We start from the raw sequence: 20,203 nt of genomic DNA, 5'->3' as shown, positions 1-20,203 counted from the left end.
CGATAAACTCTTTTTCGCGCCGTGAGCTGATGGGGACTTTCCCCGCATGCGATGCGAGGAAAGTCCCCTTCAGCGCGTGTTACGAGAGGAAAGTCCCCTTCAGCTTGCCGGTGACCGTGGCGAGGCGGCGCCCCTGCAACCGGAGAGCGCCGAGCGCCAGGTCGTCGGGCTCGGCGGACTTCCGCGAGACGAACGAGCCGCCGTACGGGTTCCCGGACTCGTGCAGGTGCGGATCGGTGTAGCCGAGCGGCAGGACGATCGCGCCCCAGTGGTAGAAGACGTTGTTGATCGCCAGCACGGTCGACTCCAGGCCACCGTGCGAAGTGGACGCGGTGGTGAACGACGTCGCGACCTTGTCGGCGAGCTTTCCCTGTGCCCACAAGCCACCCGTGCTGTCCAAATAGGACTTGAGCTGCGCGGCGGGCCCGCCGAAGCGGGTCGGGCTGCCGACCGCGAGGCCGTCCGCCCACTCCAGGTCGTCCAGCGTGGCGAGGTCGTGGTGCGGGCCGGAATCGACCCACGCCTGCCAGCGGGGGTTGCGCGCGATGGCGTCCGGCGGCACCGTCTCGGGAACGGTCCGCAGCCGGACGTCGGCGCCGGTCTCGGCCGCGCCGTCGGCGAGCGCGGTGGCCAGCTTCGCGGTGTTGCCGGTGGCGCTGTAGTAGGCGACGAGAATGCGTGTGCTCACGTCCCGCGACTCTACTGTGCCGTTTGTTACCAATCCGACGGCAGTCACGGCGGAAACAGGTACCTACGAGCAGGTCGGCCGCGGACCGTATCCGCCTGCTTTCGGTCGGATTGGTAAGGCGAACCGCGGACGCCGTCTCATGATCCGGAATTCGGCCGCCACGGGCTGCGCGTGTCGGTGGGCCGCGTCGGGTCGTGGAAGCGTGGCACGTCCGGTTCGTCGCGGCGCAGCGGGACGAGTCCGTCGGTGATGGCCTGCATGATCCTGGCGTGCGCCCGCACCCCGGCACCGGGCCGCTCCGGCTCGACACCGGAGAGATCCACCGGCGCGCCGAAATGGACGCGGAACCGCGGACGCCGCAGCGGCGCGGAAAGGCCCGAGCGGGCCAGCGGGACCAGGTCGGCCGGGCCGTTGACGGTCTCGGTGCCCCAGTAGACGGCCTCGTGCGCGCCCCACTGGCTGATCGGGATCACCGGGACGTCCGCGGCGAGCGCCAGCCGCGCCGCGCCCGTCTTGCCGCGTTCGGGCCAGAGCCCGGGGTCGTGGCTGATCCGGCCCTCGGGGTAGACGATGATTGGCTCGCGCGTGGTCTTCAGCGCCTCGACGGCCTCGGTGAACTGCCCGACCGCGGTCGCGGCCTGCTTGCGGTCGACCCGCAGGTGCCCGCTGACCCGCAGCGCGGGCCCGATCACCGGCGCGTCCAGGATGCCCCCGGCCAGCATGAACCGCGGGTTGATGCCGATCCGCTTGCACGCGGCCATCAGCACGAACGCGTCGAACACGCCGATGTGGTTGGCGGCCATCAGCAGCGGCCGGTGCCGCAGGTGCGCGGGCACGCTGCCGGACACCGTGAGCCGTCCGACCAGGTTGACCAGGCCGCGGTCGATGTTCAGCATCGTCCGCCAGAGGGCGGGGGCACGGCGGGGCGATTCGTCGTCCTGGCGCAGGGTGAACATGCCGAGAGCATGTCATGACGCCGATTTCACCCGAACGGCCGCTCATGTCCGAGGTCACGGGGAAAATGTTGTGGACGTGCCGCGAGTGGCACATGGGGCGAACGGTGCTCGCCGGTTACCGTAGAGGGCATGGCTAGCGGGTCGGCGACGAGGAAGCGGAGCACGGGAAGCGGCGGCAAGGGGTCGGCGCGGAAGCCACGTACCCAGGCGAAGCCGCGTTCGTCCGGTACGCGCAGTTCGTCCGCGCGGGGCTCGTCCGCACGCAGGACCCCGGCCCGCAAACCCGCCCCGCGCCGCTCCAGCCGGTCCTCGGGTTCGTTCGCCCGCGGCGTCCGCGGCACCTGGAACCTGCTGGCCAAGGGCCTCGGGACGGTGGCGAGGACGGTCGGCCGGACCAGGGAGCTGGAGCCGGAACACCGCCGGGACGGGCTCGCGCTGGGCCTCATCGCCGTCGCGCTGGTCGCGGCGGTCGGCGTCTGGTGGCGTGCGGCGGGGCCGATCGGCGAGGGCGTCGAGTTCGGCACCCGCGCGATCCTCGGCGCCGGCGCGGTGACGCTGCCGCTCGCGCTGGTCGTGATCGCCGTCGCGCTCATGCGCTCCGAGCCCAGACCGGAGACCCGGCCGCGCATGGTCATCGGCACCCTGCTGGTCATCCTGGCCGTGCTGGGGATGCTGCACATCTTCACCGGGCTGCCGGAGACGAACGACGGGCGGATGTACGCCGGCGGCATCATCGGCGTGTTCTCCGGTGGGCTGCTCACCAAGGGCGTGACGACCTGGGTCGCGGTCCCGCTGCTCGTCCTGGTGCTGGTGTTCGGGATCCTCGTGTTCACCGGCACGCCGGTCCGCGAGATCCCGCACCGGCTGCGCACCTGGGGCATGGACGAGGAGGAACTCGCCGACGCCGAGGCCGAGCGCCAGGCGATCGCGGCCGAACGCGAGGCCGTCACCGAGGCGGACCCGAAGTCGGTGCGCCTGCGCAAGCCGTCGCGGCGCAGGCAGTCCAGCGGCGCCGAGGGCGAGCAACTCGACATCGAGGCCGCGCTGGCGGAGCCGCCGACACCGTTGCGCCCGCCGAAGCCCGCGAAGGCCGTCGCCGCGGAAGTCCCGGAGAAGAAGCCGAAGAAGGCCGCCGAACCGCCGATGGCCGTCACGCGGACCGTCGAGGGCGACTACGAGCTCCCGCCGCCGGACCTGCTGCAGCTCGGCGACGCGCCGAAGTCCCGCAGCAAGGCCAACGACGCGATGATCGAGGCCATCACCGGCGTGCTGGAGCAGTTCAACGTGGACGCCCAGGTGACCGGCTTCACTCGCGGCCCGACGGTCACCCGGTACGAGGTCGAGCTGGGCCCCGGCGTGAAGGTCGAGAAGATCACCGCGCTGACCAAGAACATCGCCTACGCCGTCGCCACCGACAACGTCCGGCTGCTCGCGCCCATCCCCGGCAAGTCCGCCGTGGGCATCGAGGTGCCGAACTCCGACCGCGAGATGGTGCGCCTCGGCGACGTCCTGCGCGCCCCGGGGACCGTCAAGGACAACCACCCGATGGTGATCGGGCTGGGCAAGGACATCGAGGGCCACTTCGTCACCGCGAACCTGACGAAGATGCCGCACCTGCTGGTGGCGGGGTCCACCGGTTCCGGTAAGTCGAGCTTCGTCAACTCGATGCTGGTGTCGTTGCTGGCGCGGGCGACCCCGGACGAGTGCCGGATGATCCTCATCGACCCGAAGATGGTCGAGCTGACGCCGTACGAGGGCATCCCGCACCTGATCACGCCCATCATCACCCAGCCGAAGAAGGCCGCCGCGGCGCTGGCCTGGCTGGTGGAGGAGATGGAGCAGCGCTACCAGGACATGCAGGCCAACCGGGTCCGGCACATCGACGACTTCAACAAGAAGGTGAAGTCGGGGGAGATCACCGCGCCGCCGGGCAGCGAGCGCGAGTACCGGCCCTATCCGTACATCATGGCGATCGTCGACGAGCTGGCCGACCTGATGATGACCGCGCCGCGCGACGTCGAGGACGCGATCGTCCGGATCACGCAGAAGGCCCGTGCCGCCGGGATCCACCTGGTGCTGGCCACCCAGCGGCCCTCGGTCGACGTCGTGACCGGCCTGATCAAGACCAACGTGCCCTCGCGGCTGGCGTTCGCGACCTCGTCGCTCACCGACTCGCGGGTCATCCTCGACCAGCCCGGTGCCGAGAAGCTCATCGGGATGGGCGACGCGCTGTACCTGCCGATGGGCGCGGGCAAACCGGTCCGCATCCAGGGCGCGTTCGTCGGCGACGACGAGATCTCCGCCGTCGTGAACTTCTCGAAGGAGCAGGCGCAGCCCGACTACAACGACGGCGTGACCTCGGCGAAGGCGGGCGAGAAGAAGGAGATCGACCCGGACATCGGCGACGACCTCGACGTCCTGCTGCAGGCCGCGGAGCTGATCGTGACCTCGCAGTTCGGCTCGACGTCGATGCTGCAGCGGAAGCTGCGGGTCGGGTTCGCGAAGGCCGGCCGGCTGATGGACCTGCTGGAGAGCCGGGGCGTGGTGGGCCCGTCGGAGGGCTCGAAGGCCCGCGACGTGCTGATCAAGCCGGAAGAACTGGAGTCGGTGCTGTTCATGATCCGCGGCGGCGACGCACCGCCCGCGGACGACGAGGAGTAGCCTCGGACGATGCTTCGGGGCGTTCTGTGCGGTTTACTGGTACAGAACGACCCGAAACTTCGTCAGAGAGGTGTTCATGGTGCTGCGAAGCTTTCGGCTGGCGAACCACAGCTCGTTCCGTGACGAGCACGAGCTTCTGCTGATGCCCGCACTCCCCGGCGATGACCGCGCGGTCGTACCCGCGGCGGCGATCTACGGTGCCAATGCCTCCGGTAAGTCCAATCTGCTCGATGGTTTGTGGCAAATGCGCGGGGCGGTCGTCGGACCCCTTGTGCTGGGTGCGGGGGACCGCGACTTTTTTCTGTTGGACGATGCCGGGGCGACACGTCCGTCGGTCTATGTCGTGGAGATCATCGCCGAGGGAATCCGCTATACATACGGCTTCAGCGTCGATGACGAGCAGGTGCTGGAGGAATGGCTGTACGCCTACCCGGAGAAGCGCAAGCGGGTGATTTTCGAACGACAGGATGGCGAAGTCAGGTTCGGAAGCACCGTCGCGGACCTGAAGGGTAAGTTCGCTGCTTTGGAGGAGTTGATCCGGCGGGACACCTTGTTTCTCGGAGTGTGCGACCGGCTGGAACTCGGCCCCCTGATGCCCGTTTATCGCTGGTTCGAGCACGGATTGCGGATACGGACCCGGACCGCCTCTCGGTCCGTTCGGGAGGTGGGTGATCGTGTCGGTGCCTTTATACGGCGAAGCCCGGACAATGCGCGGAAGCTGTCGTCGTTGCTGGCTGCCGCCGACGTCGGTATCACCGATGTCTTGGTGGAACAGGTCGAAGGCCCCTTGCCGGTTCGTCGCTGGTCTCGGCCACCCTCGCCGCAAGGCGGCGCGCCGAGGCAAACGCACTGGGTTCTCAAACTCCGGCACGGACCTGGTGCGGAACCATTCGACCTCTATGCTGAATCCGCCGGAACCCTGAACTGGCTCGAGTTGCTGCCGACGGTTCTCGAAGTGCTGGACCGTGGACAGGCCTTCGTCGTCGACGAGATCGACACCAGCTTGCACCCGATGCTGACTGCTAAATTGGTCGGGCTTTTCCAGACTCCGGAAACGAACCCCAACGCGGCGCAGTTGATCTTCACCACCCACGACACCAGCTTGCTCGGCACGATGCTGGGTGACCAGGTACTGGATCGGGATCAGATCTGGTTTGTCGAGAAGGGCGCCGAGGGAGCGAGTCAGCTTTATCCGCTGACCGACTTCAAACCACGTAAGGAGCAAAACACCGAGCGTCGCTACCTCGCGGGCAGCTACGGTGCGGTGCCGGTACTGGCCGACTCCTCGTTCGCAGACGCGGTGCTGGGCAAATGATCCGGCGGGAGAACAACGGACGTCGTCGCTCACCGCTTAGAGAACCTCGTGTGTCCACGCTGATCGTCTGTGGCGCAAAGGTGACCGAGCCCGCATATTTCGATGGCCTCAAGCGTGCTCGTCGCAATCCGGCGATCACTGTCACCATCAAGAAGAAGGCAGCCGACCCGGAGGCTGTCGTGAGGTACGCGGCGGCCGCGCGTCGGCAGGCTGACGGGGTGTACGACGAAGTTTGGTGTGTCGTCGACGTCGACGAGTTCGACCTGGCGAAAACGGCGGCTCTTGCACGGCGGTCACGCATCAACCTGGCGATCTCGAACCCCTGTTTCGAGTACTGGCTGCTGCTGCACTTCCAGGATTGTTCCGCACCGCTGACCTGCTACGCGGAGGTCGATAAGCGGCTACGCAAGCACGTGCTCGGCTATGACAAGACAGCTCTCAAGTTCACGGACTACGCCGACGGCGTCGCGGATGCCGTCGAACGCGGCAAGTCACGCGGAGCTACTCATGGCGAGGAGCACAACCACAACCCGTCCAGTGGGGTCTGGGCTTTGGTCGAGAAGATCCGGTGAAGCCGTGCAACCCCGGACGGCGCCCGTTCCGTCGTAGGGGCGTGGATGGGAAGCAGCTGGTCATCGGAGTCATCGTGCTCGCCGGGGTCGCCCTCGGGGCGGGCAGCTCGCTCGCGGCCGGGCAGCACTCGCGGCCGGTCGCGCCTGCCGCCCAGCCGGGGCCCGGCCAGCCGAGAACGGAGCAACCCTCGACTGAACCGGTCGGGGTCAAGCTCGATCAGCAGTTCACGCTCAGGACCGGGCAGGCGGCGGCACTGGACGACAAGGACCTCGTCGTGCGGTTCACGGACCTGGTCGACGATTCGCGCTGCCGTCCCGGCATGCAGTGTTTCTGGGCGGGCGAGGCGGTCGTCGCGGTCAGCATCGCCGAACCGGGCCGGGGTGAGCGCACCACGGCCGAGCTGCACACCGGGCAGGGCGGGGCGAGCCGGACGGAGTTCGCCGCCTGCCGGATCGACCTGATCGCGGTGAACCAGGCCGGGGACGCGGTGACCTTGCGAATCTCCAAGGCATAAAAGGAAAGTCCCGCTCAGCAGATCTCGTGGATCATCGTGGCAACCTCCCTCGCACCCGGCACGTCTACCGGGTGGCGACCGCGGAGGGCGGTCGCGTTGGGGATCTCAATTCGAGGGGGAACACCTATGCACAAGGTCGTGTCGAGACTGCTGCTCGCGCTGGTGGCGGCGGTCGTGGGGGCGGGGCTCATGGCGGGCCCGGCCCAGGCGGCAGGCCAGACCCAGGCCCGGATACTCGACTCGTTCGGCTACGGGCAGCTGAAGCTGGGCATGTCCGAGGCGGACGCTGTGGCCACGGGGCTGCTCACCGCGGGGGAGCCGGGGAAATGCGCCGCCTACTACTTCGTGCCCAGCGAGGGCAGCATGCCGCGCAGCAGTGGTGTGTTCATCTCGAAGACCGATGGAGTCACCGTTATCGGCGGCACGTCGAAGATGCGCACGCCGCAGGAGATCTGGCGCGGCTCGACGCTTGACGACCTGCGTGAGGCGTACCCGGACCTCACGCAGGACAGCCAGATGGACTGGATCTACCGGGCGTCCGCGCCCGGAAACCCGGCGGCGAACTACAGCTTCGTCGTGAACTTCAACCAGGTCCAGGACTTCGCACTGGAGGCAACCGGCAAGGGGTGCTGACAGCGGACTCGGTGGGCACAGGGCGACCCGGCCGTGTGCCCACCGGGCCGGCACTCAGTCTCCGAGCGCGTGGCCCCAGCCGTCGAGGTAGGCGACCTCGTCCAGCGGGATCCGCCGTGCGGGCGCGAAATCCGACACGGTCGTGTAGGCCACCGGCAGCAGCCCGACCTGCGTGTAACCCTCGGGAATGCCGAGGATCTCGGCGGCTTCGGCCTCGTGCTGCAGGTGGTATGTCGTCAGCGTCGAGCCGAGACCTCGCGAGCGCAGCGCGAGCTGGAAGTTCCAGACCGCGGGGAAAATCCCGCCGTAGAACGCCGAATCCAGGGCGTTGTCCCCGTGCGGACGGCCTCGCAGACAGGGGATCACGTACACCGGGACGCGGTCGATGACGTCGATCAGGTGCTTGCCCGAAGCGATCGCGCGGGCCACTGGCAGCTGCTTCACCGTGTCACCGGCGGACTCGATCGCCGCTTCCAGGTACGCCGTGCCGACGCGCCGGAACAACGTGGCCAGGCGGTCCTTGACGTTCTGGTCGCGAATGACGAGCCAGCGCCACGCTTGCGCGTTGCCCGGTGTCGGCGCCTGAAGTGCCAGTTGCAGGCACTCGCGGAGCACGTCGGCTTCGACCGGCCGGTCGAGGTCGAGTTTCCGCCGCACCGAGCGGGTCGTGCTCAGCAAATGATCGGTGATCGAGGTGTCCATCCCCGGCCTCCCCGGTGTTCCATGATCGTCCACAGCCGACACTAGCCCCTCGGGCCGACCGTCCGATCAGGACTCCAGCTCCAGCAGCATCCTGCTGTTGCCCAGGGTGTTCGGCTTGACGTAGGGCAGATCGAGGAACTCCGCGACACCGGGGTCGAGCGACCGCCGCATCTCGTCGTAGACCTCCTGCGTCACCGGCGCGCCGTCGATCTCGACGAAGCCGTGCCCGGCGAAGAAATGGGTCTCGAAGGTCAGGACGAACAGCCGTCTCAGGCCCAGTTCCCGTGCTTCCCCGACGAGCCGGTCGACCAGCGCGTGGCCGATCCCACGTCCACGCGCGGCCTTGTCGACCGCCACGGTGCGCAGCTCGGCGATGTCCTCCCACAGCACGTGCAGCGCCGCGCAGCCGAGCACCTCGTCCGCCGCGTCGGCGACCCAGAACTCCTGGATGGCTTCGTACAGCGTGACCAGGTCCTTTTCCAGCAGCACGCGGCCGGCGTCCGAATCGACCAGTGTCTTGATCTTGCGGACGTCGGCGATGCGGGCGCGGCGGATCGCCGCCTCACCGGGCGAATCTGGGGGCACGGATCGACCGTATCCGGCGCGCGAGGTCTCCGCTGCGGTGGGTTCCGTGTGTTCGACGGTTCCCCGTATGCTGCTTCGGCGCAGGTGATCAGCTGCTCACGCAGAGGATTCGACAAAGAGGGGGAGCTTTGACGCGCGCCGGATGGGACCCGTTCCAGGCCGCGGAGGCCCAGGCGTCGGCCGGGAGGACGACGATGCTGGCCGCGCCGGACGGGGTGTCGTGGCTGCTCGTCCCGGGACGGCCGTGGCAGTGGAGCGCCCGTGGGGGCGCGTGGCAGTTCGGGCAGCCGCCCGCCGATCCGGGATACCGGGGCGCCACCCGGCTGGTGCCACCGCCAGGACCCGCGCCGTCGGCTCCGCCGCCGGTGCCTCCGCCCGCGTACGGGCCGCCGTCCGGTCAGGTGCCGGTCGCGCCGCCGGGGCCGCCGTCCGGACCACAGGCCAGGGCCGTCCCGCCTCCGCTGCCCACCGGTCCGACGCCCGTGGGCCCGCCGCCCCTGCCGAACACCCCGCCGCCGCTGCCCGCGCCCGTGGCCGCCGCCCCACCCGCGCCACCCGCCCGCCCGGCCGTCGTGGTGGAGAACCTCCGCGGCGGGACCCGTTTCGTGGCCGGGCCGGAGTCGGCGCTCGCGTTCGTCGACCGCGCCGTCCGCATCATCGGCTGGGCGGACGGGACCCGGCACGCGGAGCAGTCGGGCCCGGCCGATCCGCCGCCCGAACCGGAGCCGCCGGAGGGTGGCAGCCAGTACGGCCTGCTCGACAACATGGCCGCGCACAGCCGATCCGTGACCCTTGACCTGCTCGCCGCCGGAAACCGTTTCCGGCGGTCGAGTCAGCAGCGGAAGCAGCAGGAGGACTACGAGCGCGCGTATCAGCAGTGGCAGCTCGACTACCAGGAGTGGGAGCGGCGGCAGCGTGAGGCGGAGCTGCGCACGGCGGGACAGGAACAGCCGAACCCGCTGATCCTGTTCGTCGGCAAACCACACACCGGGCAGCGACGGCTGTTCCGTGCTGTGTCCGAAGCGCTGTACGCCGCGGGTGTGAGCGTCAGCGCACCCGCCAACGTCACCGGGCCGGAACTGCTCGGTGGCAAGGAGAATCCGTCCGCGGAAGCGGAGTTGCGGCGCACGATCGAGCGCTACGACGACGCCGAGGTGCCCCCGTCGGTACTGGTGGAAGAAGCCGACGTGCTCTTCGACGGCGTGCCCGGTGGTGTCATCCGCTACCTCCGCGATCTCGCGCACGACCAGAACAGCTGCCGGGTCGTCGCGTTCGCCGGGACCGAGGCCATGCTGTCGCTGCTCAAGGCCGAGGCGCCGGAGCTGATCCCGAGGCTGCTCGTCCATCCGATGCCGGACCTGTCCCAGCCCGCGACGGTGTCCGCGCTGCTCGACATCTTCACCGCGGAGCGGTCGATCGTCATGGCGCCCCCGGTGCGGGAGCGGCTCGCCGGGCTCGCGCAGGCGGGCCGCACGACGGAGAACGCGAGGGACGTCGAGGCGTTGCTCGCGGCGGCCAGCCAGCACGCCATCGGCCGGGGCGCGATGCCGGGTGGCCCCGTGCACATCGAGCCGGCCGACGTCGACCAGCTCGCGCAGGCGGTGCGGGCCAAGGGCGGCAAGACGATCGAGGAACTGCTCGCCGAACTGGACGGGATGATCGGGCTCGCTTCGGTGAAACAGCGGGTCCGGTCCCTGGTCGACGAGATGGCGATCGACGCCCGGCGCCGCGAGGCTGGGCTGCGCGTGGCCACCCGCAGCCGTCATCTGCTCTTCACCGGAAATCCGGGCACCGCGAAGACGACGGTGGCGCGGCTCGTCGGCCAGATCTACCAGGCGCTCGGCGTGCTGTCGAAGGGACACGTCGTCGAGGTGGCTCGCACCGACCTCGTCGGCGAGTTCCTCGGCCACACCGCGCCGAAGACCCGCGAGGTGTGCGAGCGGGCGATGGGCGGCGTGCTGTTCCTCGACGAGGCGTACAACCTCGTCAGCGACAAGGACGACGAGTTCGGCCGCGAGGCGGTCACCGAGTTGTTGCTGCAGATGGAGAACAACCGGGACGGCTTCGTCGTGTTCGCGGCGGGTTACCCGAAGGAGATGGACGATTTCCTGGAGAGCAACCCGGGCCTGCGCTCGCGGTTCGCGGGCCGGGTGGAGTTCCCGGATTACTCGAACGAGGAACTCGCCGGCATCTTCCGGGTGATCGCCGAGAGCCAGGGCTACCGGCTGGCCGACGACGCGGCGGCGGCGCTGCCGGACGCCGTCCGGACGATCCCGCGCGGCCGGGGTTTCGCGAACGGCCGGTCGGCACGGGTGCTGCTGGAGGCGGCGATCGCCAAGCAGTCCTCGCGCCTGGCCGCCGCGCCGGACACCGATGCCGCCGAACTGGAAGTCCTGGTCGCGGCCGACCTGCCGGGGGCGGGCGAGTCCGGCGTCGCGATGACCGACGGTGGTGGCCCGCGGCGAAGCCTCGACGACCTGCTGTCCGAATTGGACGGAATGATCGGGCTCGCGTCGGTGAAGCAGCGGATCCGTTCGCTGGTCGACGAGATGGCCATCGACAAACGCCGCCGTGAGGCCGGGATGCGGGTCGGTGCCCGCACCAGGCATCTCGTGTTCACCGGAAACCCGGGGACGGCGAAGACCACGGTGGCCCGGTTGATCGGGCAGATCTACCGGGAACTCGGTGTCCTCTCCTCGGGACACCTGGTCGAGGTCACCAGCCCGGACTTGATCGGGCAGTATGTCGGCACCACCTCCCCGAAGACGCGTGAGGCGTGTGAGCGTGCGGTCGGTGGTGTGTTGTTCATCGACGAGGCGTACAACCTCGCGGGTGCGAAGGGGACGAACTCGGATTTCGGCGGTGAGGCCGTCGCGGAGTTGCTGGTGCAGATGGAAAACCACCGCGACGACCTGGTGGTGATCGCCGCGGGGTATCCGAAGGAGATGGACAACTTCCTCGAGACGAACCCCGGCCTGCGGTCCCGGTTCGCGAACCGCGTGGAGTTCCCGGACTACTCCAACGAGGAACTCGAGGGCATTTTCCGTGTCATGGCGGAGAAACAGGGCTATCGACTGGGTGAGGACCTCGAAGGCGCGCTCTCCGAGGCGGTCCGCCGGATTCCGCGGGGCCGGGGCTTCGCGAACGGCCGCTCGGCGCGGGGCCTGCTGGAGGCGGCGACCGCGCGGCAGTCGAGCCGCTTGGTGGGGCAACCCGACGCGGAGCTGGACGTCTTGGTCGCCGCGGATCTTCCGGGTGCGGGGGAGTCCGGTGTCGGTATGGCGGACGACGGTGGCCCGCGGCGGAATCTGGACGAGCTGTTGTCCGAATTGGACGGAATGATCGGGCTGGCGCCGGTGAAGCACCGGGTTCGTTCGCTGGTGGACGAGATGGCGATCGACAAACGCCGTCGCGAGGCGGGTTTGCCGGTATCGGCCCGCAGCCGCCACTTGGTGTTCACGGGTAACCCGGGGACGGCGAAGACGACGGTGGCGCGGTTGATCGGGCAGATCTACCGGGAACTCGGCGTGCTGCCGTCCGGGCATCTGGTGGAGGTCACCAGCCCGGACCTGCTGGGCCAGTACTACGACGACGCCGCGCAGACGACGCGTGACGTGTGTGAGCGTGCGGTCGGCGGCCTGCTGTTCATCGACGAGGCGTACAACCTCGCCGAAAAGGCCGCGGGCAACGACGTCGTCGCGGAGTTGTTGGTACAGATGGAAAATCACCGTGACGACCTGGTGGTGATCACGGCCGGTTACCCGAAGGAGATGGATACTTTCCTGGAGACGAACCCTGGCCTGCGGTCGCGGTTCGCGGGCCGGGTGGAGTTCCCGGACTACTCCACCGAGGAACTGGCCGCCATCTTCCGTCTGATGGCGGGGAACCAGAAGTACCGGCTCGCCGAGGACATGGCGAACGCGTTGCCCGAGGCGGTCCGGCGCATCCCTCGGGGGAAGGGTTTCGCCAACGGCCGCTCCGCGCGGGTGCTGCTGGAGGCGGCGATCGCCCGGCAGTCCGGCCGTCTCGCGACGCAGCCGGACGCCGAACTGGACGTCCTGGTGGCCGCGGATCTGCCGGAGGCGGGCGAATCCGGCGTCGGGGTCGCGGACGATGGTGGTCCGCGGCGGAGTCTGGACGAGCTGCTGTCCGAATTGGACGGAATGATCGGGCTGGCGCCGGTGAAGCACCGGGTCCGTTCGCTGGTCGACGAGATGGCGGTGGATAAACGCCGTCGCGAGGCCGGGATGGCCGTCACGACCCGGACCCGGCACCTGGTGTTCACCGGGAACCCCGGCACGGCGAAGACGACGGTGGCGCGGTTGATCGGCCAGATCTACCGGGAACTCGGCGTGCTGCCGTCCGGGCACCTGGTCGAGGTCACCAGCCCGGACATGATCGGGCGGTATGTGGGCGAAACGTCTCCGAAGACGCGTGAGGTGTGTGAGCGCGCGGTCGGTGGTGTCCTGTTCATCGACGAGGCGTACAACCTCGCGGGCGCGAAGGGGACTGACTCCGACTTCGGCGGTGAGGCCGTCGCGGAGTTGCTGGTGCAGATGGAAAACCACCGTGACGACCTGGTGGTGATCACGGCCGGGTATCCGAAGGAGATGGACAACTTTCTGGAGACCAACCCGGGCCTGCGGTCGCGGTTCGCCGGGCGGGTCGAATTCCCGGACTATGCGAACGAGGAACTCGAAGGAATCTTCCGCCTCATGGCGGCCAAGCAGGGCTACCGCCTCGCCGAGGACATGACCACAGCGTTGCCGGAAGCGGTCCGCCGCATTCCGCGGGGGAGAGGCTTCGCGAACGGCCGGTCCGCCCGCGGGCTGCTGGAGGCCGCCATCGCCAAGCAGTCGAGCCGGGTCAGCGGCGCCGACGGCGCGGAGCTGGACCAGCTCGTCGCCGCGGACCTGCCGGGCTCGGGCGAGGCAGGTGCCGCGGTCACCGACGACGCCGGGCCCCGGCGCGGCCTCCAGGAGCTGATGGCCGAGCTCGACGGCATGATCGGCCTCGACGGCGTCAAGCAGCGGGTGCGTTCGCTGGTCGCCGAAACCCGGCTGGACGCGCGGCGCCGCACCGCGGGCCTGCCGGTGTCGCCACGCAGCAGGCACCTCGTGTTCACCGGCAATCCCGGCACCGCGAAGACCACAGTGGCCCGGCTGATGGGGCAGATCTACCGGGAGCTGGGCGTGCTGCCGTCCGGGCATCTGGTCGAGGTGACCAGCCCGGACATGATCGGCGAGTACATCGGACGGACCGCGCCGAAGACCCGCGAGGTGTGCGAGCGCGCGGTCGGCGGCCTGCTGTTCATCGACGAGGCCTACAACCTCGTCCAGGACTACGGGAACGACTTCGGCAAGGAAGCCGTCGCCGAGCTGCTGGTGCAGATGGAGAACCATCGCGACGACCTGATCGTCATCGCGGCGGGCTACCCGGCCGACATGGACCGCTTCCTCGACAGCAACGCCGGGCTGCGCTCGCGGTTCGGGGGCACCGTCGAGTTCGCCGACTACACCGACGACGAGCTCGCGGGGATCTTCACCGCGATGGCGGCCAAGCAGGGCTACCGGCTCGCCCCCGACCTCGTCGCGGCGTTGCCGCAGGTGATGGCCGGGATCGACCGGGGCGCCGGGTTCGCCAACGGCCGGTCCGCGCGCGGGCTGCTCGAACAGGCGATCAGCGCGCAGGCGATGCGGCTCGCCGGGCCCGAAGTGGATCTCGAACAGCTGGCCGACGACGACCTGACCCTGCTGACGATGGGCGATCTGCCACGCCAGCTACCCTGAACGTCGTGCCTTCTCCCACCACAGAGCCCGACAGCGGCCGACGCGTCTCCTTGCTGACCCTGGGCTGCGCCCGCAACGAGGTCGACTCCGAGGAGCTCGCCGGCCGTCTCGCCGCCGGTGGCTGGGAGCTGACCGCGGATCCCGAGGACTCCGACGTCGTGGTGGTCAACACCTGCGGGTTCGTCGAATCGGCCAAAAAGGACTCGGTCGACACACTGCTCGCCGCGTCCGACACCGGCAAGAAGGTCGTCGCCGTCGGCTGCATGGCCGAGCGCTACGGCCACGAACTCGCCGAGAGCCTGCCCGAGGCTGACGCCGTACTGGGCTTCGACCACTACGCCGATCTCTCCGAGCGGCTCGGCGACGTCGTGGCCGGGCGCAAGATCGCCGCGCACACGCCGTCGGACCGGCGCAAGCTGCTGCCGATCAGCCCGGTGCAGCGGCCCGCCGCGGCCGAGACGGTCGAGGTGCCGGGCCACGCCCAGCACGGCTGGGGCCCGCGCGTGCTGCGCACCCGGCTGGACACCTCGCCGGTGGCGGCGCTGAAGATCGCCTCCGGCTGCGACCGGCGCTGCTCGTTCTGCGCGATCCCCTCCTTCCGCGGCTCCTTCGTGTCCCGGCAACCGGAGGAGATCATCGCCGAGGCGCGGTGGCTCGCCGAGCAGGGCGTCAAGGAGCTGTTCCTGGTCAGCGAGAACTCGACCTCCTACGGCAAGGACTTCGGCAGGGACGGCGCCCGCGCGCTGGAACTGCTGCTGCCGCGCCTGGCCGAGATCGAGGGCATCGACCGCGTCCGCGTCTCCTACCTCCAGCCCGCCGAGACCCGCCCGCAGCTGGTCAAGGCCATCGCCACCACGCCGGGCGTCGCGGACTACTTCGACCTGTCCTTCCAGCACTCCAGCGAGCAGGTGCTGCGCCGGATGCGCCGCTTCGGCTCGACCGACTCGTTCCTCGCGCTCACCGAGCAGATCCGCGAGTACGCGCCGGCCGCGGGCATCCGCACCAACGTCATCGTCGGGTTCCCCGGCGAGACCGAGGAGGACCTCGCCGAGCTGGAGCGCTTCCTCACCGGTGCCCGGCTCGACGCGGTCGGTGTCTTCGGCTACTCCGACGAGGACGGCACCGAGGCCGAGACGTTCGACGGCAAGCTCGACCCCGCCGAGATCGCCGAGCGGGTCTCGCGGATCTCCGCGCTGGTCGAGGAGCTGACCGCGCAGCGGGCCGAGGATCGCATCGGCGACTTCGTCGAGGTGCTCGTCGAGCAGACCGGCGAGGACGGCGACGACCCGACCGGCCGTGCCGCGCACCAGGCGCCCGAGGTCGACGGCGAATGCGTCGTGCTGGACGCGCCTTCCGCGCTCGAGGTCGGTGACCTGATCCGCTGCGAGGTGGTCGACTCCGCGGGTGTCGACCTCATCGTCCGGCCGGTACCGGACGCCGACCGGTGAGTGCGCTGCCGAGCGACGCGGGCGAGGGCAGTACGCCGCACGGCCACGACGCCCCCGCCCACGTCCCGGAGCCGACCCCGGTCCCGACGCTCAACATCGCGAACCTGCTGACGTTGTCGCGGCTGGTGCTGGTGCCGCTGTTCGTCGTCGCGCTGTTCACCGGTGACGGCACCGACATCCTCTGGCGCGCGATCGCGACCGGGCTGTTCGTCGTCGCCTCGGCCACCGACCAGGTGGACGGCTGGGTCGCCCGCCGCTACGGGCTGATCACCGACTTCGGCAAGATCGCCGACCCGATCGCGGACAAGGCGCTGATCGGGGCCGCGCTGATCGGGCTGAGCCTGCTCGGCGAGCTGTCGTGGTGGGTGACGATCGTGATCGCCGTCCGCGAGATCGGCGTGACCCTGCTGCGGTTCTGGGTGATCCGGCACGGCGTCATCCCGGCCAGCCGCGGCGGCAAGGCGAAGACGATGACCCAGATCGTCGCGATCGTCGCGTACCTCCTGCCGCTGTCCGCGGGCGCCGCGCCGGTGCGCTGGGTGCTGATGGGGCTCGCGGTGGCGCTGACGGTGGTGACCGGGCTCGACTACCTCGTCCGCGCCGTCCGGCTGCGTGCCGCCGGCCGCCGGGCCACCGGAGCCTGACCGGTGGAAGCCGCGGAACTCGTGACCTCGCTCATCGAACGCGGTGAGACGGTCGCCACAGCGGAATCCCTCACCGCCGGTCTCGTGTGCGCGACGCTGACCGGTGTTCCCGGTTCCAGCGCGGTGGTCCGCGGCGGGCTGATCGTGTACGCCACCGACCTCAAGGCCGAACTGGCCGGGGTCGACAGGGCACTGCTGGCCGAGCACGGCGCCGTCCACCCCGAAGTGGCTGCCCAGCTGGCCGAGGGCGCCCGCGATCGCTGCGGCGCGACCTGGGGACTCGGCCTCACCGGGGTCGCCGGACCGGCCTCGCAGGACGGCGTCGCGCCGGGCACCGTGTATGTCGCGCTCGCCGGGCGGGGAACACGGACTGTGCGTACCCTCGGCCTCGACGGCGGCCGCGAACGGATCAGGACCGAAGCCGTGCGTGCGGTGTTCGCGCTGCTCGGGGAACATCTGCGCTGAATCGCGCGTTCGCCCTTGGCGTACGGACGTGTCAACTCCTGCATCCAGGGCGCCGCTCTGGGTAACGTAGGGGGTACCAGTTCGGAAGGGAGGCGCGTGATGACCGTGCTGTTGCGTGAGGCGATCGGTGATCGGCTCCGTCATGCCCGCACCAATCAGCGTCGTACGCTGCGCGACATCTCCCGCGCCGCCAAGGTCAGCCTCGGGTACCTCTCCGAGGTGGAGCGCGGGCAGAAGGAGGCGTCCAGCGAGCTGCTGGCGTCCATCTGCGAGGCTTTGGACCTTCCGCTCGGTGAGCTGCTCTACAACGTCGCGGCCGATGTGTCGGCCCTCGACACGGTCGAGGTCGCGCAGGTCGACGAGCGTGCCGAGGCTGTGCCGCGAGAGACCGTGCCGCGGGAGACCGTGCCGGAGCGCGGCGCCGCCGCGGAGGCCTCGGTGGCCGGTGGCTTCGAGGGAGGCAGGTTGATGTCCGAGCTGATCGGCAACGACCTGGCCGACCTGCAGATGTCGCCGACCCAGCGGATGAGCCCGACGCTGCGCACGACGATCGGCGCGCCGAAGCTCGCGTCGATCATCGCCGCGTAATCGCAGGACTCGCGAGTGGGCGAGGTGTGTTCGCGGAAAGCGCGAACGTGCCTCGCTCGTCGTGTTTTCTGGGGGTGCAACCCCCAGGCCCCGCCTGGGGGCACGCCCCCGGACCCCCGCCGTGGTCACCTCGTGTGGGGATGTCCCGCCGGGTGGGGATGTCCCGAAAGCGTCGTTCGGGACGCCCGCACTCCTGCGCCCCGCACCGAGGGACGCCTTCGGTGCGTGGGATGTGACGAAGGACCCCTCAGTGCACCGGACGCACTGAAGGCGTCCCTCGGCACAGCGCGGCCAGGCCGCCGCGTCAGGAAGGTCCTCGCACGTCAGGCGTCCGCGACGCCCTGGATGCCGGGATAGCCTTGCTGACCTCACGCAACGCGTTCGGAGCGTCCCGCTGCGCAGTATGCCGAGGTGCCGCCGGAGCGGGTCCGGCGACCACGCAGAGTCAGGGTTAGCCCTGATTTACGCCGGGTCGGCTAGAACGCCGGGGGATGACCTGACACGATGGAACCCAACACCGGGGTCGGGACGTTGCATGAGCAGGGGAGTGACGCCCCACCGACCGGTAACTCAAGCCAGTGGGACGCAAGAAGGCAGGCGGAGGAGATGGCCAACCCGTTCGTGAAGTTCTGGAAGTACATGATGGCGGCGTTCTCGTCGAAGATCGACGAGCACGCCGACCCGAAGGTACAGATCCAGCAGGCCATCGAGGAGGCTCAGCGCAACCACCAGGCGCTGACCCAGCAGGCCGCTTCCGTGATCGGCAACCAGCGGCAGCTGGAGATGAAGCTCAACCGGCAGCTCGGCGACGTCGAGAAGCTGCAGTCCTCGACGCGCCAGGCGCTGGTGCTCGCCGACGAGGCCCGCGCGAAGGGCGACGAGCAGAAGGCGGTCGAGTTCGAGAACGCCGCCGAGAGCTTCGCCGCGCAGCTGGTCACCGCCGAGCAGAGCATCGAGGACCTGAAGACGCTGCACGACCAGTCGCTGCAGGCCGCCGCCCAGGCCAAGCAGGCCGTCGAGCGCAACGCCACGATGCTGCAGCAGAAGCTGGCCGAGCGCACCAAGCTGCTGTCCCAGCTGGAGCAGGCGAAGATGCAGGAGCAGGTCTCCGCCTCGCTGAACCAGATGAGCGAACTCGCCGCGCCGGGCAACACGCCGTCGCTGGAAGAGGTCCGCGACAAGATCGAGAAGCGCTACACCACGGCGCTGGGCCAGGCCGAACTCGCCCAGAACTCGGTGCAGGGCCGCATGATGGAGGTCCAGGCCTCGACGACGCAGCTGGCCGGGCACTCGCGGCTCGAGCAGATCCGCGCCTCCATGCGCGGCGATTCGGTGGCCCAGGTGACCGACGGCGGCAAGTCCGCCGCCGCGCCCAAGCCCGCCGCGGGCAGCTCGGCGGACATCCAGCGTGAGATCCAGGCCCGCGTCCAGGCCGAGCAGGGCAAGAACCCGGCCTGACGCGCCGGGCAGACCATCACACAGGGGGCTGGGCATGGGAGACCGCAGGAGAAGGGACTGGCGCGGGGAGTACAACGACCTCAGCGCCAAGCTCGAGAAGCACATCGAGCGGTTGCCCGACTACGCCCAGCGCGCCCAGGAGAAGCTGCAACGGTACTTCCCGCCGGACGAGCAGTCCGGCGGGAAGCCCGCGCAGCGGCCCCCGATGCCTGCCCGCCCGCCGATCCCCCGGCGCCCCGCTATGCCTCCGGTACAGCGGCTGGCCGGGATGTCGTTGTCCTCGATGGCCGAGCAGGTCCCGGTGGTGGCCGACGCCAAGGCCAAATGGGACCGCTGGAACCAGCCGGCGGCCAAGCTGGAACGCCGGAAGCGGCGCGCCTCGCGCGCGATGACGCTGTGGATCCTGCTCACCATCCTGTGCGGGATCTACATGGTCGCGGCCGGGACCGGCGTGCTCAACGCCGCCGGAACCGCACAGCTCCCGCAGGCGATCGCGGCACTGGCCGGGGTCGTCGTGTTCGGCACCTTCGGCGCCCGGTCGGGAATGCGGCTGCGGTCCCTCAACCGCGTCGAGCTTCCGGCGGCGCCCGCCGGTCCGCCGCCGCTGCCGCCCGCCGGGTCGATGGCGCGGCAGCCGATGGAGCGGCTGGCCGAAAGCGAGGCGTCGCTGGCCGAGCTGCTGCGTCAGCTCTCGACGCCGTCGGCGGCCGGGGTCGCCGCCGTGCCGGACATCTCCGTCGCCGACGCCCGCAACACCGCCGACGAGGCGGCCAAGGCATTGCGTGGCCTCGCCGATCGGATCCAGGCGCTCGAACGCGGCCGCGACGCCGCCCCGGCACGGGAGAAGTCCGCGCTCGAAGCCGCCGTGCGGAAGATGCGCGAACAGCTCGACGACGGTCTCGACGGCTACGGCGCGCTGCTCGCCGCCGCCGGTCGCGCGGTCGCCGCGAGTGGTGACGGCGGGCTCGGCGCTTCGAAGGACGCGCTCACCGACGCCACGGATCGGCTCGCCGGGCTCGCGCTGGCACTGCGCGAACTGTCTTCCTGAAACACTTTTCCGTTCCCCGGAACCGGGGCGCCCCGCGAGCAGGGTCGCGTTTCACCCCGGCGTCACCGCCTGTTCATCGTGCGGTACCGAAACACTCGCGTAATCAGAATCGTCTGGCTACGGAAACGCGTGATGC

General features: G+C 69.8%; 16 protein-coding genes. 12 read left to right on the top strand and 4 right to left on the bottom strand.

What is annotated here, in order from left to right; translation table 11 throughout:
* Positions 1-79 precede the first annotated feature (79 nt).
* Both wrbA and ACFWY9_RS33920 read right to left on the bottom strand, forming a co-directional pair.
* The gene (gene wrbA, locus ACFWY9_RS33925; protein ID WP_378340775.1) at positions 80-688 is read right to left on the bottom strand and encodes an NAD(P)H:quinone oxidoreductase; all 609 of its coding nucleotides are present in this window, start codon (positions 686-688) and stop codon (positions 80-82) included.
* 137 nt (positions 689-825) lie between these two features.
* Positions 826-1,644: a lysophospholipid acyltransferase family protein gene (locus ACFWY9_RS33920; RefSeq protein ID WP_378340774.1), complete on the bottom strand. Its 819-nt coding sequence runs from the start codon at positions 1,642-1,644 to the stop codon at positions 826-828.
* Between the two features lie 129 nt (positions 1,645-1,773).
* Here ACFWY9_RS33920 and ACFWY9_RS33915 point away from each other — a divergent pair, with 129 nt between their 5' ends.
* From ACFWY9_RS33915 to ACFWY9_RS33895, 5 genes are all read left to right on the top strand, one after another.
* Complete coding sequence (locus tag ACFWY9_RS33915; protein ID WP_378324233.1) at positions 1,774-4,305, top strand: DNA translocase FtsK 4TM domain-containing protein; 2,532 nt, start codon at positions 1,774-1,776, stop codon at positions 4,303-4,305.
* A 76-nt stretch (positions 4,306-4,381) separates the two neighbouring features.
* Positions 4,382-5,620, top strand: a complete 1,239-nt coding sequence (locus tag ACFWY9_RS33910) for an ATP/GTP-binding protein (protein WP_378340773.1) — start codon at positions 4,382-4,384, stop codon at positions 5,618-5,620.
* A gap of 50 nt (positions 5,621-5,670) precedes the next feature.
* Entirely contained in the window at positions 5,671-6,192 is a 522-nt protein-coding gene (locus ACFWY9_RS33905; protein ID WP_378340772.1) for an RloB family protein, read from the top strand.
* 41 nt (positions 6,193-6,233) lie between these two features.
* On the top strand, positions 6,234-6,707 hold the full coding sequence (locus ACFWY9_RS33900; RefSeq protein WP_378340771.1) for a hypothetical protein: 474 nt from the start codon (positions 6,234-6,236) through the stop codon (positions 6,705-6,707).
* A gap of 126 nt (positions 6,708-6,833) precedes the next feature.
* A complete protein-coding gene (locus ACFWY9_RS33895; RefSeq protein ID WP_378324237.1) occupies positions 6,834-7,340 on the top strand; it encodes a hypothetical protein in 507 nt (168 codons plus the stop codon).
* Between the two features lie 54 nt (positions 7,341-7,394).
* Here the strand turns inward: ACFWY9_RS33895 and ACFWY9_RS33890 are convergent, their stop codons facing one another.
* On the bottom strand, positions 7,395-8,042 hold the full coding sequence (locus ACFWY9_RS33890; RefSeq protein ID WP_378324238.1) for a nitroreductase family protein: 648 nt from the start codon (positions 8,040-8,042) through the stop codon (positions 7,395-7,397).
* Between the two features lie 66 nt (positions 8,043-8,108).
* A complete protein-coding gene (locus ACFWY9_RS33885; protein ID WP_378340770.1) occupies positions 8,109-8,627 on the bottom strand; it encodes an amino-acid N-acetyltransferase in 519 nt (172 codons plus the stop codon).
* A gap of 128 nt (positions 8,628-8,755) precedes the next feature.
* Between ACFWY9_RS33885 and ACFWY9_RS33880 the strand changes: the two genes are divergently transcribed.
* The 7 genes from ACFWY9_RS33880 (at position 8,756) to ACFWY9_RS33850 (ending at position 20,067) form a co-directional block, all read left to right on the top strand.
* Complete coding sequence (locus ACFWY9_RS33880; RefSeq protein ID WP_378340769.1) at positions 8,756-14,416, top strand: AAA family ATPase; 5,661 nt, start codon at positions 8,756-8,758, stop codon at positions 14,414-14,416.
* 5 nt (positions 14,417-14,421) lie between these two features.
* A complete protein-coding gene (rimO, locus tag ACFWY9_RS33875; protein WP_378340768.1) occupies positions 14,422-15,864 on the top strand; it encodes a 30S ribosomal protein S12 methylthiotransferase RimO in 1,443 nt (480 codons plus the stop codon).
* The gene (pgsA, locus tag ACFWY9_RS33870) at positions 15,861-16,508 is read left to right on the top strand and encodes a CDP-diacylglycerol--glycerol-3-phosphate 3-phosphatidyltransferase (RefSeq protein WP_378324242.1); all 648 of its coding nucleotides are present in this window, start codon (positions 15,861-15,863) and stop codon (positions 16,506-16,508) included. The genes rimO and pgsA overlap by 4 nt, the downstream gene beginning before the upstream one ends.
* Before the next feature lie 3 nt (positions 16,509-16,511).
* Positions 16,512-16,973 carry a CinA family protein gene (locus ACFWY9_RS33865; protein ID WP_378324243.1) on the top strand — a complete coding sequence of 154 codons (462 nt, stop codon included), beginning with the start codon at positions 16,512-16,514 and terminating at the stop codon, positions 16,971-16,973.
* A gap of 99 nt (positions 16,974-17,072) precedes the next feature.
* Positions 17,073-17,561, top strand: a complete 489-nt coding sequence (locus tag ACFWY9_RS33860; RefSeq protein ID WP_378340767.1) for a helix-turn-helix domain-containing protein — start codon at positions 17,073-17,075, stop codon at positions 17,559-17,561.
* A 606-nt stretch (positions 17,562-18,167) separates the two neighbouring features.
* Positions 18,168-19,019: a PspA/IM30 family protein gene (locus tag ACFWY9_RS33855; protein ID WP_378324245.1), complete on the top strand. Its 852-nt coding sequence runs from the start codon at positions 18,168-18,170 to the stop codon at positions 19,017-19,019.
* A 34-nt stretch (positions 19,020-19,053) separates the two neighbouring features.
* Entirely contained in the window at positions 19,054-20,067 is a 1,014-nt protein-coding gene (locus ACFWY9_RS33850) for a hypothetical protein (RefSeq protein ID WP_378340766.1), read from the top strand.
* Positions 20,068-20,203 lie beyond the last annotated feature (136 nt).

The organism is Amycolatopsis sp. NPDC059027, from assembly GCF_042739735.1.
Taxonomy (GTDB): domain Bacteria; phylum Actinomycetota; class Actinomycetes; order Mycobacteriales; family Pseudonocardiaceae; genus Amycolatopsis.
Note: the sequence above shows the minus strand (reverse complement) of the source record. Positions and strands in the feature narration are given on the sequence as shown.

Coding starts and splice junctions, on each gene's coding strand:
- ACFWY9_RS33920 (WP_378340774.1), bottom strand. CDS start 1,644: ATGTTCACCCTGCGCCAGGACGACGAATCGCCCCGCCGTGCCCCCGCC.
- ACFWY9_RS33915 (WP_378324233.1), top strand. CDS start 1,774: ATGGCTAGCGGGTCGGCGACGAGGAAGCGGAGCACGGGAAGCGGCGGC.
- ACFWY9_RS33910 (WP_378340773.1), top strand. CDS start 4,382: ATGGTGCTGCGAAGCTTTCGGCTGGCGAACCACAGCTCGTTCCGTGAC.
- ACFWY9_RS33895 (WP_378324237.1), top strand. CDS start 6,834: ATGCACAAGGTCGTGTCGAGACTGCTGCTCGCGCTGGTGGCGGCGGTC.
- ACFWY9_RS33890 (WP_378324238.1), bottom strand. CDS start 8,042: ATGGACACCTCGATCACCGATCATTTGCTGAGCACGACCCGCTCGGTG.
- ACFWY9_RS33860 (WP_378340767.1), top strand. CDS start 17,073: ATGACCGTGCTGTTGCGTGAGGCGATCGGTGATCGGCTCCGTCATGCC.
- ACFWY9_RS33855 (WP_378324245.1), top strand. CDS start 18,168: ATGGCCAACCCGTTCGTGAAGTTCTGGAAGTACATGATGGCGGCGTTC.
- ACFWY9_RS33850 (WP_378340766.1), top strand. CDS start 19,054: ATGGGAGACCGCAGGAGAAGGGACTGGCGCGGGGAGTACAACGACCTC.